Below are 14,030 nucleotides of genomic sequence, written 5' to 3'. Positions count from 1 at the left end.
CGCCAGTCGACTAACAGTCGACTCTACAAAGCAGGTGACCTGCGGTCGGGATTACTTCTTCTTGACCGGCGCCGGAGCGGTGGTGGCCGGGACCGGCTCGCCGCCATGGCGCTTGGTCATCCACCACTGCTGCAGCAGGCCCAGGCCGCCGTTGACCACCCAGTACAGGACCAGGCCGGACGGCATGAAGGCCATCATGACGCCGAACACCAGCGGCATGAACTGCATCATCTTCTGCTGCATCGGGTCCATGCCCGGTGCCGGGGTCAGCTTCTGGGTGAACCACATCACCGCCACGTTGATGACCGGCAGGATGAAGTACGGGTCGCGTGCGGTCAGGTCCTGGATCCAGCCGAACCAGGGCGCCTGGCGCAGTTCGACCGATTCCACCAGCACCCAGTACAGGGCGAAGAAGATCGGCATCTGGATGAGGATCGGCAGGCAGCCGCCCATCGGATTGATCTTTTCCTTCTTGTACAGCTCCATCATCGCGGTCTGGAACTTCTGGCGGTCATCGCCATAGCGTTCCTTCAGCTGCGCGATGCGCGGCTGGAAGCGACGCATCTTCGCACCGCTCTTGTACTGGGTCGCCGACAGCGGGTACAGCACCAGCTTCAGCAGCACCACCAGCCCGACGATCGCCCAGCCCCAGTTGCCGACCAGCTTGTGCACCTGGTTCAACACCCAGAACAGGCCCTGGCCGATCACCGCCATCATCGAGAAACGGCTGTAGTCGACCACGCGGTCCAGGCCCGGCACGTCTTCCTTGGCGATCTGGTTGACCAGCTTCGGGCCGACCCACAGGCGGGCTTCGGTGCTGGTCGACTGGCCCGGCGCCACGGTGAAGGCCGGGCCACGCGCTTCGATCAGGTCACGACCGGCCACCTGCGAGAGCACGTAGTGTGCGGTCTGGTCCTTCTGCGGGATCCAGGCGGTGAAGAAGTGGTGCTGCAGCATCGCCAGCCAGCCGCCGGTGATGTTCTGGTTCAGCGTGCCGTCTTCCAGGTAGTCCTTGAACGCACGACGCTGGTACTTCTTGTCATTGTCGTACCAGGTGGCACCGTTGAAGCTGAAGGAATCCGGGTTGGTCATGCTCCGCGACAGGATGGTCGGGGTGCGGTCCAGGGTGCGGTAGACGTAGCCGTTCCACGGCGCGGTGCCGGCGTTGCTGACTTCGTCCTTGAAGCGCACGGCGTACTCGTTGCGCGAGACGGTCAGGGTGCGCTTGATGGTCACGCCGTTGTCGGCGGTCCACACGAACGGGATCTGCAGTTCGTTCTGGCCCTTGGCCAGCACGAAGTCGGTGGTGTCACCCACCAGCTTGAAGCCGTCGGCGCCGGGAACCGGGGTGTTCTTGTCTTCGCTGGCCCAGCCACTGATCGCGCTGTACGGGTGGGCGGGGTCTTCGGTCAGCAGGCGGACCGGCGGACTGCCTTCGTCCTTGGTCTGCGGGAACTGCAGCAGCTCGGCGTCGAGCACGCGGCCGCCGTCGAGCACCAGGCGCAGCACGTCGGTGGTGACCGTCACGCGCTCGCTGGCCGGGGTAGCGCTGGCCTGGGCCTGTGCGGCGGCCTGGCCGGGGGCGCCCGGCACCTGGGCGCTGGGGATGGCGCCGGGGTTCGCGCCCGGAACACTCTGTGCGGCGGCCGGGGCCGACGTGGTGGTTGGTGCCGGGGTCGGAGCAGCCTTTTCACGGCTCCACTCCATCCACAGCAGCACGGCCACCATCAGCCAGGCAAAAATGAGGAATACGCGGGTCTGGTTCATCAGCGGACAGGCTCGGCGGGGCCGGGACGCGATGCCGGCTCGGTCAAAGAAGGAGTTGCGATGCCATCAGGCGGCGGCATTGTGCCGTCCACGCCCGGCGTGGGCAATGCACGCAGGCGACGCAGCAGGCGCAGGAAGGCCTGGCGGATCTCGTCGTTGCTGGCGGAACGCGCAGCACTACGAGCCACGACGACAAAGTCGCCTGGCTGGATTTCGGTACGTGTCTGACGCAGGATGTCGCGCAGGACGCGCTTGATCCGGTTACGCCCGACGGCGTTCGGATCGACCTTGCGGGAAACCGCCAGACCCAGCCTGGCCGGCCGGTCAGCCGGCAGCCAGTGCAGGGTCATCAGCGGATCGGACACACGGCGGGCGCCGTTGAAGACCGTTGAGTATTCGGCACGCGTGCGAACCCGCGCAGAGCGAGGGAATCGCTTGCGCGGGTCTGCAGTATTCACTGTCGAAGGGATTGCGTCTGCCGCGATGTGCGGCATGGCAATCAGGCGCTCAGGACTTTGCGGCCCTTGGCGCGGCGACGCGACAGGATCTTGCGGCCGTCAGCGGTCTTCATACGGGCACGGAAGCCGTGGTCGCGCTTACGCTTGAGGTTGCTGGGCTGGTAGGTGCGCTTCGTGGCCATTGGGGGCCTCTCGTATGAATGGGACGGAAAGAACCGGAAATTCTAGAGAGGTCTCCCCCCTCACGTCAACCCCTGGGGACTACGCGAATTCACCGGGCTGTGCAATAGCTGTGGATGTTTTTGTGAATAAGTAGGGGACAAGCATTCCGAAGGCGGGCGCTCGGTGGTAGTCTGAGCCATCCATTTCCCCCCTTTCCGGCCTGTGTCTGGGCGCCTTGTCGCGTCCATGCACCGGCCACCGGACGATTATTGCTGATGGATGCCTGGTCCCGTAGTCTCGAGCGCCTCGAAGCGGAGTTCCCGCCGGAAGACGTTCATACCTGGTTGAAGCCGCTGCAGGCCGATCTGCGCGTGGACAGCCTGGTGCTGTATGCACCAAATGCCTTCATCGTCGACCAGGTCCGCGAGCTGTACCTGGCCCGGATCCGCGAACTGCTGGCTCACTTCGCCGGTTTCAGCGACGTTTTTCTTGAAATCGGCTCGCGCCCGCGCCCTGTGGAGACGCAGAACGCGCCGGTTTCCACGTCGTCGGCGCCTGTGTCCAGCGAACCGCAGGTGCCGTTTGCCGGCAATCTGGACAATCACTACACCTTCGCCAACTTCGTCGAAGGCCGCAGCAACCAGCTGGGCCTGGCCGCCGCCTTCCAGGCAGCGCAGAAGCCGGGCGACCGCGCGCACAACCCGCTGCTGCTGTACGGAGGCACCGGCCTGGGCAAGACCCACCTGATGTTCGCCGCCGGCAACGCCATGCGCCAGGCCAATCCGGGCGCGAAGGTGCTGTACCTGCGTTCGGAACAGTTCTTCAGCGCGATGATCCGGGCCCTGCAGGAAAAGACCATGGATCAGTTCAAGCGCCAGTTCCAGCAGGTCGACGCGCTGCTGATCGATGACATCCAGTTCTTCGCCGGCAAGGACCGCACCCAGGAAGAGTTCTTCCACACCTTCAACGCGTTGTTCGATGGCAAGCAGCAGATCATCCTGACCTGCGACCGCTATCCGCGCGAGGTCGAAGGCCTGGAAGCGCGCCTGAAGTCGCGGCTTGCCTGGGGCCTGTCGGTCGCGATCGAACCGCCCGACTTCGAGACCCGCGCCGCGATCGTGCTGGCCAAGGCGCGCGAACGTGGCGCTGAGATTCCCGATGATGTTGCGTTCCTGATCGCCAAGAAGATGCGCTCCAACGTGCGCGACCTCGAAGGTGCGCTCAATACCCTGACCGCTCGCGCCAACTTCACCGGCCGCGCGATCACCACCGAATTCGCCCAGGAAACCCTGCGCGACCTGCTGCGCGCCCAGCAGCAGGCGATCAGCATTCCCAACATCCAGAAAACCGTTGCCGACTACTACGGCCTGCAGATCAAGGATCTGCTGTCGAAGCGTCGGACCCGCTCGCTGGCCCGCCCGCGCCAGGTCGCCATGGCCCTGACCAAGGAGCTGACCGAGCACAGCCTGCCCGAGATCGGCGACGCCTTTGCCGGTCGCGATCACACCACGGTGCTGCATGCCTGCCGCCAGATCCGGACCCTGATGGAAACCGACGGCAAGCTTCGCGAGGACTGGGACAAGCTGATCCGGAAGCTGAGCGAATGATGCACGGATGCCGATGAGGCGTCATCGCACAAAACGGTGCAGAATCCGGTAGCAAGCGCGGGACACGTTGTGGATAAAAATGGCGTTTGAAATCGCGCTGGAGTTATCCACAGCTTTCCCCACCCTCTGGGGGTCGGTAATACAGAGGGTTTCGAGGCCAGAAACTCTTTTATTTACAAAGACTTAGCGTTGTTTTCCAGCGATTCTGTCTCTACCAGCACCACCAAGCTTTTGATTTATTCCACATTTTTTAAAGCATAGGGGCACGGAACCACATGCGTTTCACACTGCAGCGCGAAGCCTTTCTCAAGCCGTTGGCACAGGTCGTCAACGTGGTCGAACGCCGCCAGACCCTTCCGGTTCTGGCCAATTTCCTGGTCCAGGTGCAGAACGGCCAGCTGTCGCTGACCGGTACCGACCTGGAAGTGGAGATGGTGTCGCGGATCGCGGTTGAAGATGCCCAGGACGGCGAAACCACCATTCCCGCCCGCAAGCTGTTCGAGATCATCCGCGCCCTGCCCGACGGCAGCCGGATTACCGTCTCGCAGACCGGTGACAAGATCACCGTGCAGGCCGGCCGCAGCCGCTTCACCCTGGCCACCCTGCCCTCCAACGACTTCCCGTCGGTGGACGAAGTGGAAGCCACCGAGCGCGTGGCCATCGGCGAAGCAACCCTGAAGGAACTGATCGAGCGCACTGCGTTCGCTATGGCCCAGCAGGACGTGCGCTACTACCTCAACGGCCTGCTGTTCGACCTGCGCGGCGATGCGCTGCGCACGGTCGCCACCGACGGCCATCGCCTGGCCCTGTGTGAAACCGATCTGGCCAAGCCCAGCGGTTCCAAGCGCCAGATCATCGTGCCGCGCAAGGGCGTGACCGAACTGCAGCGCCTGCTGGAGAGCGGCGATCGCGAGATCGAACTGGAAGTCGGCCGCAGCCACGTGCGCGTCAAGCGCGACGATGTCACCTTCACCTCGAAGCTGATCGATGGTCGTTTCCCGGATTACGAAGCGGTGATTCCGATCGGTGCCGACCGCGAAGTGAAGGTTGATCGTGAAGCACTGCGTGCCTCGCTGCAGCGCGCCGCGATCCTGTCCAACGAGAAGTACCGCGGCATCCGCGTGGAAGTCTCGCCGGGCAACCTGAAGATCAGCGCGCACAATCCGGAACAGGAAGAAGCCCAGGAAGAGATCGAAGCCGACACCACGGTCAGTGATCTGGCCATTGGCTTCAACGTGAACTACCTGCTGGACGCCCTCTCCGCGCTGCGCGATGAGGAGGTCATCATCCAGCTGCGCGATTCCAACTCTTCTGCGCTGGTTCGTGAATCCAGCAGCGAGAAGTCGCGTCACGTGGTGATGCCGCTGCGTCTCTGACAGCAGCTTGTTCCACGTGGAACCGAAGGACGCCCGGGATCTCCCCGGGCGTTTTTTTTTGCAGGTTCCACGTGGAGCATCGGAGTTCGCGGAATCTCCAGGTCTGGACGAATGTCTTGCTCGAGATTGCTGCTTGCCGATTGTTCTTGGTTGCCCCTCCGATGCAATCGGCCCTGCGCGGTAGGAATCCAGGTTGCTGAGCTGGGCGCTGCCCAGCCAACTTCGATCGAGTACGCAGTTCCGGGTCTTCAGCCTGATTGCAGGTGACCCAATCTGGTCGGATGGATGAAGCGGATCGCATCCGCTATCGCAGTGGTTGCTTCATCTGCAGACGTCACTGTCCACAGGCGTGGTTGGGGCCGGATCAGAGCTGGCCTAGCTTCTAAATCTGGGTATAAATCTAAAGCCTGGTGGTGATGGTAGGCCCAGATTTCGTGGAAAAATGCATTATCCAATTGACTTTTAAGACATTTATGCAGCTGAAACCCCCTGTATAGAGGCCCCTCAGGCTGGGGGGGAACCTGTGGATAGTTTCGCAGGTCGGGCAAAAGGGCTTTTTTATCCACAGTTTGCCCATACCTTGTGTATAAGTCATACAGTCCCGCTGTGGACAGCGTGAAACGAACGGGCTGAATTCTTTGAAATCTGTGGAACCCTCCACGGCATCGCATCGTAGATTTCAAGAAATCCGCGCGGTGTTCGCGCAACCCACCGTCGGGGGCACCTGGCGATGCTCGCGGAATGAGGCTGAAATCGCTGAAATCTGCAGGCCTGTACCCTGCGCCGCCGCTCAGAATTCAAGGATTCCCGGGCATATCCAGACCCAGGCGAGCGCAGATGAGGGAGCGCCACCACGTGGAACACGCGTAGGGTTGCCAGGCGGAGGCTTCAGCACAGTGGCGATGTCTGGCGCGCCACGGCTGGCTTGACCGATGCAGTAAGCTGATGGATTCCCTGCCCCACTACCGCCTCGTGCGGATGGTCTTTCGCGCCCCATGCTTATCCGCCGCCTCGCCCTGCACCAACTGCGTCGCTTCAGCGCGGTGGACCTGTCGCCCAAGCCTGGATTGAACCTGCTGACCGGCGACAACGGTGCCGGCAAGACCAGCGTGCTCGAAGCCCTGCACCTGATGGCCTACGGGCGCAGCTTCCGTGGCCGGGTCCGCGACGGTCTGGTGCGCCAGGGCCAGGAAGCGCTGGAAATCTTCGTGGAATGGGACGAACAGCGTGCCGATCACCCGCCGCACCGCCGAAAGGCCGGGCTGCGCCACAGTGGCCAGGACTGGAAGGGGCGATTGGACGGCGAAGATGTCGCGCAGCTGGGCAATCTCTGCGCAGCGCTGGCCGTGGTGACGTTCGAGCCGGGGAGCCATGCACTGGTCAGTGGGGGGGGCGAACCTCGCCGTCGCTTCCTCGATTGGGGCTTGTTCCACGTGGAACCGGATTTTCTCTCCCTGTGGCGCCGCTATTCCCGGGCGCTGAAGCAGCGCAATGCTCTGCTCAAGCAGGGCGGGCCGTCGCGGATGCTCGATACCTGGGATCACGAGCTGGCCGAGGCCGGGGAACCGCTGACCAGCCGCCGTCAGCACTACCTGGAGCGTCTGCAGCAGCGCACGGTGGCCTTGGCCGCCAGCCTGGCTCCGCAACTCGGCATCCAGGGTCTGGAACTGAGCCCCGGTTGGCGGCGGCATGAGCTTCCCTTGGCCGATGCCCTGCTTCTGGCCCGGGAACGCGACCGGCAGGCCGGCTATACCTCGGTCGGCCCACACCGGGCAGACTGGAGTGTGGATTTCCACAACATTCCGGGCCGTGATGCGTTGTCCCGTGGTCAGGCCAAGCTGACGGCATTGGCCTGCCTGCTGGCGCAGGCCGAGGACTATGCGGAACAGCGCGGCGAATGGCCGGTGATCGCTCTGGACGATCTGGCCTCGGAGCTGGATCGCACCCATCAGGCGCGGGTGCTGGAGCGCCTGCTCAATGGGCCGGCACAGATCTTCATCACCGCTACCGAAACCCCGGCGGCGCTGCTGGACCTGACCCACATCGCCCGGTTCCACGTGGAACATGCACAGATCGTGGCTGTGCCATAGTGGGCACACCAGGGCCGCTCGACCCCGGCTGGTATAATTCGGGTTGGAATCCTTTCATTCTCGGCACATCGCTCCAAGCGGTGGCCGACCTGCGGAGCCTACGGCAAGCGCGATGAGCGACGAACAGAACACCCCGGCAAACAACGGCAATTACGACGCCAACAGCATTACCGCCCTGGAAGGCCTGGAGGCTGTCCGCAAGCGTCCCGGCATGTACATCGGTGACGTGCATGACGGCACCGGTCTGCACCACATGGTGTTCGAGGTCGTCGACAACTCGATCGACGAAGCGCTGGCCGGCCACGCCGACCACGTTGCAGTGACCATCCACGCCGATGGCTCGGTCTCCGTGTCCGACAACGGCCGCGGCATTCCGACCGGCAAGCACGAGCAGATGAGCGCCAAGCTTGGTCGCGAAGTGTCCGCTGCCGAAGTGGTGATGACGGTCCTGCACGCAGGCGGCAAGTTCGACGACAACAGCTACAAGGTTTCCGGCGGCCTGCACGGCGTCGGCGTCAGCGTGGTCAACGCGCTGTCGCAGAAGCTGGTGGTGGATGTGTTCCAGAACGGCTTCCACTACCAGCAGGAGTTCAGCAACGGCGCCGCCGTGACCGCGCTGGCCAAGCTGGAAACCACCACCAAGCGCGGCACCACGGTGCGCTTCTGGCCGTCGACCGTCGCCTTCCACGACAACGTGGAATTCCACTACGACATCCTGGCCCGTCGCCTGCGCGAGCTGTCGTTCCTGAACTCCGGCGTCAAGATCGTCCTTGCCGACGAGCGCGGTGACGGCCGTCGCGATGACTTCCACTACGAAGGCGGCATCCGCAGCTTCGTGGAGCATCTGGCCCAGCTGAAGACCCCGCTGCATCCGAACGTCATCTCGGTCACCGGCGAGCACAACGGCATCGTCGTGGAGGTAGCGCTGCAGTGGACCGACTCCTACCAGGAGACGATGTACTGCTTCACCAACAACATTCCGCAGAAGGACGGTGGTACCCACCTGGCCGGTTTCCGCGGTGCGTTGACCCGCGTGCTCAACAATTACATCGAGCAGAACGGCATCGCCAAGCAGGCCAAGATCAACCTGACCGGCGACGACATGCGCGAAGGCATGATCGCGGTGCTGTCGGTGAAGGTGCCGGATCCGAGCTTCTCCAGCCAGACCAAGGAAAAACTGGTCAGTTCCGATGTGCGTCCGGCGGTGGAAAACGCCTTTGGTGCGCGCCTGGAAGAGTTCCTGCAGGAAAACCCCAACGAAGCCAAGGCGATCGCCGGCAAGATCGTCGACGCCGCGCGCGCGCGTGAAGCCGCGCGCAAGGCCCGCGACCTGACCCGCCGCAAGGGCGCGCTGGATATCGCCGGCCTGCCGGGCAAGCTGGCCGACTGCCAGGAAAAGGATCCGGCGCTGTCCGAACTGTTCATCGTCGAGGGTGACTCGGCAGGTGGTTCGGCCAAGCAGGGCCGCAACCGCAAGAACCAGGCAGTGCTGCCGCTGCGCGGCAAGATCCTCAACGTGGAACGCGCGCGTTTCGACCGCATGCTGTCCTCCGACCAGGTCGGTACGCTGATCACCGCGCTGGGCACCGGCATCGGCCGCGACGAGTACAACCCGGACAAGCTGCGTTACCACAAGATCATCATCATGACCGACGCCGACGTCGACGGCGCTCACATCCGCACCCTGCTGCTGACGTTCTTCTACCGTCAGATGCCGGAACTGATCGAGCGCGGTTACGTCTACATCGGCCTGCCGCCGCTGTACAAGATCAAGCAGGGCAAGCAGGAGCTGTACCTGAAGGACGACCCGGCGCTGGACAGTTACCTGGCCAGCAGCGCGGTGGAAAACGCCACGCTGGTGCCGGCCACCGGCGAACCGGGCATCGAAGGCCTTGCGCTGGAGAAGCTGCTTCTGGCCTACGCGGCCGCGCTGGATTCGATCGAGCGCAACGCACATCGTTACGACCGCAACCTGCTTGAAGCGCTGGTCGATTTCGTGCCGATGGACCTGGAGAGCCTGCGCAGTGCGGGTGAAGGCGAAGGGCTGGATGCACTTGCCAAGCGGCTCAACCAGGGCAGCCTGGGCAGCCCGCGTTTTACGCTGGAACTGCAGGAAGCCAACGACGAGCGCCCGGCCGCTGTGCTGGTGACCCGTCGCCACATGGGCGAACAGCACGTCCAGGTGCTGCCGATGTCGGCGTTTGAAAGCGGCGAACTGCGCGCGATCCATCAGGCCTCGAAGCTGCTGCACGGCCTGATCCGCGAAGGCGCCACCATTTCCCGCGGCGCCAAGTCGATCGAAGTGGACAGCTTTGCCAAGGCACAGAACTGGCTGCTCGAGGAGGCCAAGCGCGGCCGCCAGATCCAGCGATTCAAGGGCCTGGGTGAAATGAATCCGGAGCAGCTGTGGGACACCACGGTGAATCCGGAGACCCGCCGACTGCTGCAGGTGCGCATCGAAGACGCTGTCGCTGCCGACCAGATCTTCAGCACGCTGATGGGCGATGTCGTCGAACCGCGTCGCGACTTCATCGAAGACAATGCGCTGAAGGTCGCAAACCTGGATATCTGACACAATCCGGACACGGCCGGCGCGCGGGGAGGCGCGCCGGCTTTCGACTCTTGAACGCAGGTACCTGATGTCCGCATCCGCCCCGGTTTCCGCTCCGCCCCCGGTTCCGCCGTCTTCTGTCGCGCCGCGTGCGGTTTCGCCGTTGGCGGGGTTCTTCATCGACCTGGGCATCGCCGCTGTCACGTTGTTCGGCCTGAGCCTGATCAGCGGCGTGCTGTGGGGCCTGTACCGTGGCGTGGTGGTCGGTTACGCGACCGCGCAGGCCGGCGCTGGCGCACCCGACGCCAGTTCGGTGGCGGCGTCATTGGGCCAGCCCGGCGCACTTGCGCAGATTCTCATGGCGCTGTTTGCCACCGGCGGCGCCGCGCTGCTGCTGTACTTCTGGCGACGGCCGGCCAACGCCGCCGAACGTCATGCGTCGCGCCAGGCACTGCGCCGCCCCTCCACCTGGGGCTGGACCCTGCTGGTGGCGACCCTGATCGTGCTGGGCAGCAACGGTATCGCCTTCCTGGCCAAGCAGTTCGGCATCGAACCGGTCCCCACCAACCTGGCACTGATGCAGAGCGCGATCGCGCGCTTCCCGTTGTTCCTGATGCTGTTCGCGGTGGTACTGGCACCGGCCTACGAGGAACTGCTGTTCCGCCGCGTGCTGTTTGGACGCCTGTGGAAGGCGGGGCGCCCGTGGCTGGGTATTGTACTGAGCAGCCTTGCTTTCGCCCTGATCCATGAAATCCCTGGCACCAGTGCAAACGGCCCGGCCGAAATCGCACAGCTGTGGCTGGTCTATGGCGGCATGGGCGCCGCGTTCTGCTGGTTGTACAAGCGCACCGGCACGCTCTGGGCCGCGATCGCCGCGCACGCCCTGAACAACGGCGTGGCGCTTGCCGCGCTTGTGTTTTTCGGGGCAACGTAACGCCGTGTCCGCTTGACGAAAGATTAAGCCGCTACGCTACACACTGCGCATATGAACACGGGGGTGGACCCATGAAACAACTGCTGCTGGCCCTTGTCATAACCACCCTGGTCAGCGCCTGCGCGACCACGACCTCCCCTACCGGCCGCCGGCAGATGGTGGGCGGTGTGTCGCAGGCACAGCTGGACCAGCTCGGCGCACAGGCGTTCGCCGAAACCAAGCAGAAGGAAAAGATCAGCACCGACGGCCGCCAGAACGGTTATGTGCAGTGCGTGGTCAACGCTCTGGTCGCGCAGCTGCCGCCTCAATACCGTGGCGTACGGTGGGAGACGGCCGTGTTCGTCGACAAGGAGCCCAACGCCTTTGCCCTGCCCGGTGGCAAGGTTGGCGTGAACACCGGCATCTTCACCGTCGCCAAGAACCAGGATCAGCTGGCTGCCGTAATCGGCCATGAAATCGGGCATGTCATTGCCCGTCACCACGAAGAGCGCATCACCCGCCAGATGGGCGCACAGACCGGACTGGCCGTGCTCGGTGCGTTGGCCGGTGCGGCGTACGGTGAAGGTGCCGCCAGCACGGTCAACCAGCTTGGCGGAATGGGCGCGCAGGCGGCCTTCCTGCTGCCCGGCTCGCGCACCCAGGAGAGTGAGGCCGACGTAATCGGCCAGCGACTGATGGCCCAGGCCGGCTTCAACCCGGCGCAGGCGGTCGATTTGTGGCAGAACATGATGGCTGCCAGTGGTGGCCGCAGCCCGCAGTGGCTGTCCACCCACCCTGATCCGGCCAACCGCATCCAGGAACTGCAGCGCGATGCGCCGGGGCTGACGCCGGTCTACCAGCAGGCGCAGGCCGCCGGGCTGCGGCCAAAGTGCGGATGAGTGCGCAGTTCTATGCTGTATTGCAGCACATAAAACGATTTCTCACGCCATCTGTTTCTGATACGTTTGGCGGCTCAGATTTTTCTGACAGTCCGACTTTGCCGCTATCCGGCGGTTCGATCGAGGTGAACGATGATTTTCCGTAACCACAAAGCTGTGCTTTCCGTCCTCGTCGCGACCGCCCTGACCGGCGCCGTGGTCACTGATGCCTTCGCGCAATCCTCGCGTTCCTCCGAGCGTGGCAACCGCGGCGGCAAGCAGGCCAAGGCCGAAGCGCTGTACCCCAACGCGACCCGCCAGGAGCCGACCGTCAAGGCATCGGCCAAGCTGGGCAGCAAGCTTCAGAAAATGATTGACAGCTACAACAAGGAAAAGTTCCCGGAGACGCGCACGCAGGCCGACGCGATCCTGGCTGACAGCGCCGCGAACGAGTATGACAAGTCGCTGGCCGCGCAGCTGGCGTCGCAGGCTGCCTACCAGACCGACGATACCCCGGCTGCCATTGCCTACCTGAAGCAGGTCCTGCAGTTCAACGGCCTGGACAACAACGGCCACTTCCAGTCCATGCTGATGCTGGGCCAGTTGCAGCTGCAGGAAGATCAGACCGCCGAAGGCCTGGCGACCCTGGACAAGTACTTCGCCGAGAGCAAGTCGACCAAGCCGGAAGAGCTGATCGCCAAGGGCCAGGCGCTGTACCAGCTGGAGCGCTACCAGGAAGCGATCCCGGTGCTGAAGCAGGCCATCGCCGGTGCCACCGAACCGAAGGACAACTGGAACCAGCTGCTGATGGCGGCCCTCGCCGAAGCCGGCCAGTCCGGCGAAGCGGTGAAGGAAGCCGAGGCTCTGGCCGCCAAGAACCCGAACGACAAGAAGGCCCAGCTGAATCTGGCCAGCATGTACATGCAGGCCGACCAGATGGAAAAGGCCGCCGCGGTGATGGACAAGCTGCGCAGCAGCGGCCAGCTCACCGAAGAGCGCGAGTACAAGCAGCTGTACTCGATCTATGCCAACACCGAACACAAGGAAAAGGACGTCATCGCGGTCATCAACGAAGGGTTGCAGAAGGGCATCCTGAAGCCGGATTACCAGGTCTACCTGGCGCTGGCCCAGTCCTACTACTACTCCGACCAGGTGCCGCAGGCGATCGATGCGTGGCAGAAGGCTGCCCCGCTGTCCAAGGACGGTGAGACCTACCTGAACCTGGCACGCGTCCTGCATGCCGAAGGTCGTATCCCGGAGGCCAAGCAGGCCGCCCAGCAGGCGCTGGCGAAGGGTGTGAAGAACCAGGCTGATGCCAAGAAAATCATCAACCTGAAGTAAGTAGGAATAACGCCTGAATGCCTGCACAGTTGATGCGCAGGCGCTCAGGATTGGTATAAGCTTGGAGGTTCCTGCGGTGTCATGCACCGCTGATCAGGGATTCCGCCCCCGGCATCCCGGCCCCACTATTGAGCTCTTGGCGCATGACGGAACAACTAGTCGTTCACCGGTACGAACAACCCGATGACAAGGGGCTGAGCTGGCCTCGCATCGTCGGCATCGCGTTTGTAATTGCCCTGCATCTGGCCGCCTTCATGATGCTCCTCATTCCCGCCGTGGCTCCCAAGGCCGTTGCGGAGAAGGAGCGCAACGTCATGGTGACCATCGTCGACGCACCGCCGCCGCCGCCCCCGCCGCCGCCGCCGCCGCCGCCGACGGATACTCCACCGCCGCCGGTGAAGAATCTGTCGCCGCCGAAGCCGTCGCCGGTCCCGCCGCCGCCGCAGGCGCCGGTCGTGGACGTGCCGGAGCCGCGCCCGAACGACATCGTCACCCCGCCGTCGCCGCCGGCACCGCCGGCACCGCCGACCTCGATCGAGGCCAGCGTGGACATCTCGTCGAAGGCCATGAATCCGCCGCGCTACCCGCCGGCAGCCTTCCGCGCGGGTATCCAGGGCGAAGTGATCCTGATCATTGATGTCGATGCCAGCGGCAACGTCACCAATGTCACGGTGGAAAAGTCCAGCCGTAACCGCGACCTGGACCGTGCTGCGATGGAAGCGGCTCGCAAGTGGCGCTTCAACGCCGCTGAAGCAGGCGGTAAGAAGACGGCAGGTCGCGTTCGCGTTCCGGTCAACTTTGCGCTGAACTGATGCGCCCGGGTGGCCGCCGGCCACCCCCGCTCCCGGTTCGATTGTTTAGCTTAGCTACACCCTTTATCACCACAC

General features: G+C 63.8%; 11 protein-coding genes. 8 read left to right on the top strand and 3 right to left on the bottom strand.

The features are described from left to right. Positions 1–51 precede the first annotated feature (51 nt). Genes yidC through rpmH form a run of 3 tightly spaced genes read right to left on the bottom strand, consistent with a single transcriptional unit; the run spans position 52 to position 2,407 of the window. The gene (gene yidC / locus N5C25_RS08190) at positions 52–1,767 is read right to left on the bottom strand and encodes a membrane protein insertase YidC (protein ID WP_279936755.1); all 1,716 of its coding nucleotides are present in this window, start codon (positions 1,765–1,767) and stop codon (positions 52–54) included. Beyond that, on the bottom strand, positions 1,767–2,261 hold the full coding sequence (gene rnpA / locus N5C25_RS08185; RefSeq protein WP_279936754.1) for a ribonuclease P protein component: 495 nt from the start codon (positions 2,259–2,261) through the stop codon (positions 1,767–1,769). The genes yidC and rnpA overlap by 1 nt, the downstream gene beginning before the upstream one ends. Before the next feature lie 5 nt (positions 2,262–2,266). After that, positions 2,267–2,407, bottom strand: a complete 141-nt coding sequence (gene rpmH / locus N5C25_RS08180) for a 50S ribosomal protein L34 (protein ID WP_005411729.1) — start codon at positions 2,405–2,407, stop codon at positions 2,267–2,269. Positions 2,408–2,662: 255 nt separating this feature from the next. Between rpmH and dnaA the strand changes: the two genes are divergently transcribed. The 8 genes from dnaA (at position 2,663) to N5C25_RS08140 (ending at position 13,955) form a co-directional block, all read left to right on the top strand. Further along, positions 2,663–3,994: a chromosomal replication initiator protein DnaA gene (dnaA, locus tag N5C25_RS08175; protein ID WP_019658797.1), complete on the top strand. Its 1,332-nt coding sequence runs from the start codon at positions 2,663–2,665 to the stop codon at positions 3,992–3,994. 275 nt (positions 3,995–4,269) lie between these two features. Beyond that, a complete protein-coding gene (gene dnaN, locus N5C25_RS08170; protein ID WP_005411731.1) occupies positions 4,270–5,370 on the top strand; it encodes a DNA polymerase III subunit beta in 1,101 nt (366 codons plus the stop codon). 995 nt (positions 5,371–6,365) lie between these two features. Then, a complete protein-coding gene (recF, locus tag N5C25_RS08165; RefSeq protein WP_099605183.1) occupies positions 6,366–7,460 on the top strand; it encodes a DNA replication/repair protein RecF in 1,095 nt (364 codons plus the stop codon). A 112-nt stretch (positions 7,461–7,572) separates the two neighbouring features. Then, positions 7,573–10,032 (top strand): DNA topoisomerase (ATP-hydrolyzing) subunit B, encoded by a 2,460-nt coding sequence (gene gyrB / locus N5C25_RS08160; RefSeq protein WP_019658799.1) that lies wholly within the window; start codon positions 7,573–7,575, stop codon positions 10,030–10,032. Between the two features lie 67 nt (positions 10,033–10,099). Further along, positions 10,100–10,945: a CPBP family intramembrane metalloprotease gene (locus N5C25_RS08155; RefSeq protein WP_279936753.1), complete on the top strand. Its 846-nt coding sequence runs from the start codon at positions 10,100–10,102 to the stop codon at positions 10,943–10,945. Between the two features lie 71 nt (positions 10,946–11,016). After that, positions 11,017–11,823, top strand: a complete 807-nt coding sequence (locus N5C25_RS08150; RefSeq protein ID WP_279936752.1) for a M48 family metallopeptidase — start codon at positions 11,017–11,019, stop codon at positions 11,821–11,823. A 132-nt stretch (positions 11,824–11,955) separates the two neighbouring features. Further along, positions 11,956–13,143, top strand: a complete 1,188-nt coding sequence (locus N5C25_RS08145; RefSeq protein WP_021204595.1) for a tetratricopeptide repeat protein — start codon at positions 11,956–11,958, stop codon at positions 13,141–13,143. Positions 13,144–13,397: 254 nt separating this feature from the next. Next, positions 13,398–13,955: an energy transducer TonB gene (locus tag N5C25_RS08140; RefSeq protein ID WP_026346893.1), complete on the top strand. Its 558-nt coding sequence runs from the start codon at positions 13,398–13,400 to the stop codon at positions 13,953–13,955. Positions 13,956–14,030 lie beyond the last annotated feature (75 nt).

The organism is Stenotrophomonas sp. GD03958 (assembly GCF_029839005.1).
Taxonomy (GTDB): Bacteria; Pseudomonadota; Gammaproteobacteria; order Xanthomonadales; family Xanthomonadaceae; genus Stenotrophomonas; species Stenotrophomonas hibiscicola.
This window is presented reverse-complemented; position numbering and strand designations above follow the sequence as displayed.

Excerpts from the sequence above, each read along its gene's own strand:
- yidC (WP_279936755.1), bottom strand. The coding sequence starts at position 1,767 with ATGAACCAGACCCGCGTATTCCTCATTTTTGCCTGGCTGATGGTGGCC.
- rnpA (WP_279936754.1), bottom strand. The coding sequence starts at position 2,261 with ATGCCGCACATCGCGGCAGACGCAATCCCTTCGACAGTGAATACTGCA.
- rpmH (WP_005411729.1), bottom strand. The coding sequence starts at position 2,407 with ATGGCCACGAAGCGCACCTACCAGCCCAGCAACCTCAAGCGTAAGCGC.
- dnaA (WP_019658797.1), top strand. The coding sequence starts at position 2,663 with ATGGATGCCTGGTCCCGTAGTCTCGAGCGCCTCGAAGCGGAGTTCCCG.
- dnaN (WP_005411731.1), top strand. The coding sequence starts at position 4,270 with ATGCGTTTCACACTGCAGCGCGAAGCCTTTCTCAAGCCGTTGGCACAG.
- recF (WP_099605183.1), top strand. The coding sequence starts at position 6,366 with ATGCTTATCCGCCGCCTCGCCCTGCACCAACTGCGTCGCTTCAGCGCG.
- gyrB (WP_019658799.1), top strand. The coding sequence starts at position 7,573 with ATGAGCGACGAACAGAACACCCCGGCAAACAACGGCAATTACGACGCC.
- N5C25_RS08155 (WP_279936753.1), top strand. The coding sequence starts at position 10,100 with ATGTCCGCATCCGCCCCGGTTTCCGCTCCGCCCCCGGTTCCGCCGTCT.
- N5C25_RS08150 (WP_279936752.1), top strand. The coding sequence starts at position 11,017 with ATGAAACAACTGCTGCTGGCCCTTGTCATAACCACCCTGGTCAGCGCC.
- N5C25_RS08145 (WP_021204595.1), top strand. The coding sequence starts at position 11,956 with ATGATTTTCCGTAACCACAAAGCTGTGCTTTCCGTCCTCGTCGCGACC.
- N5C25_RS08140 (WP_026346893.1), top strand. The coding sequence starts at position 13,398 with ATGATGCTCCTCATTCCCGCCGTGGCTCCCAAGGCCGTTGCGGAGAAG.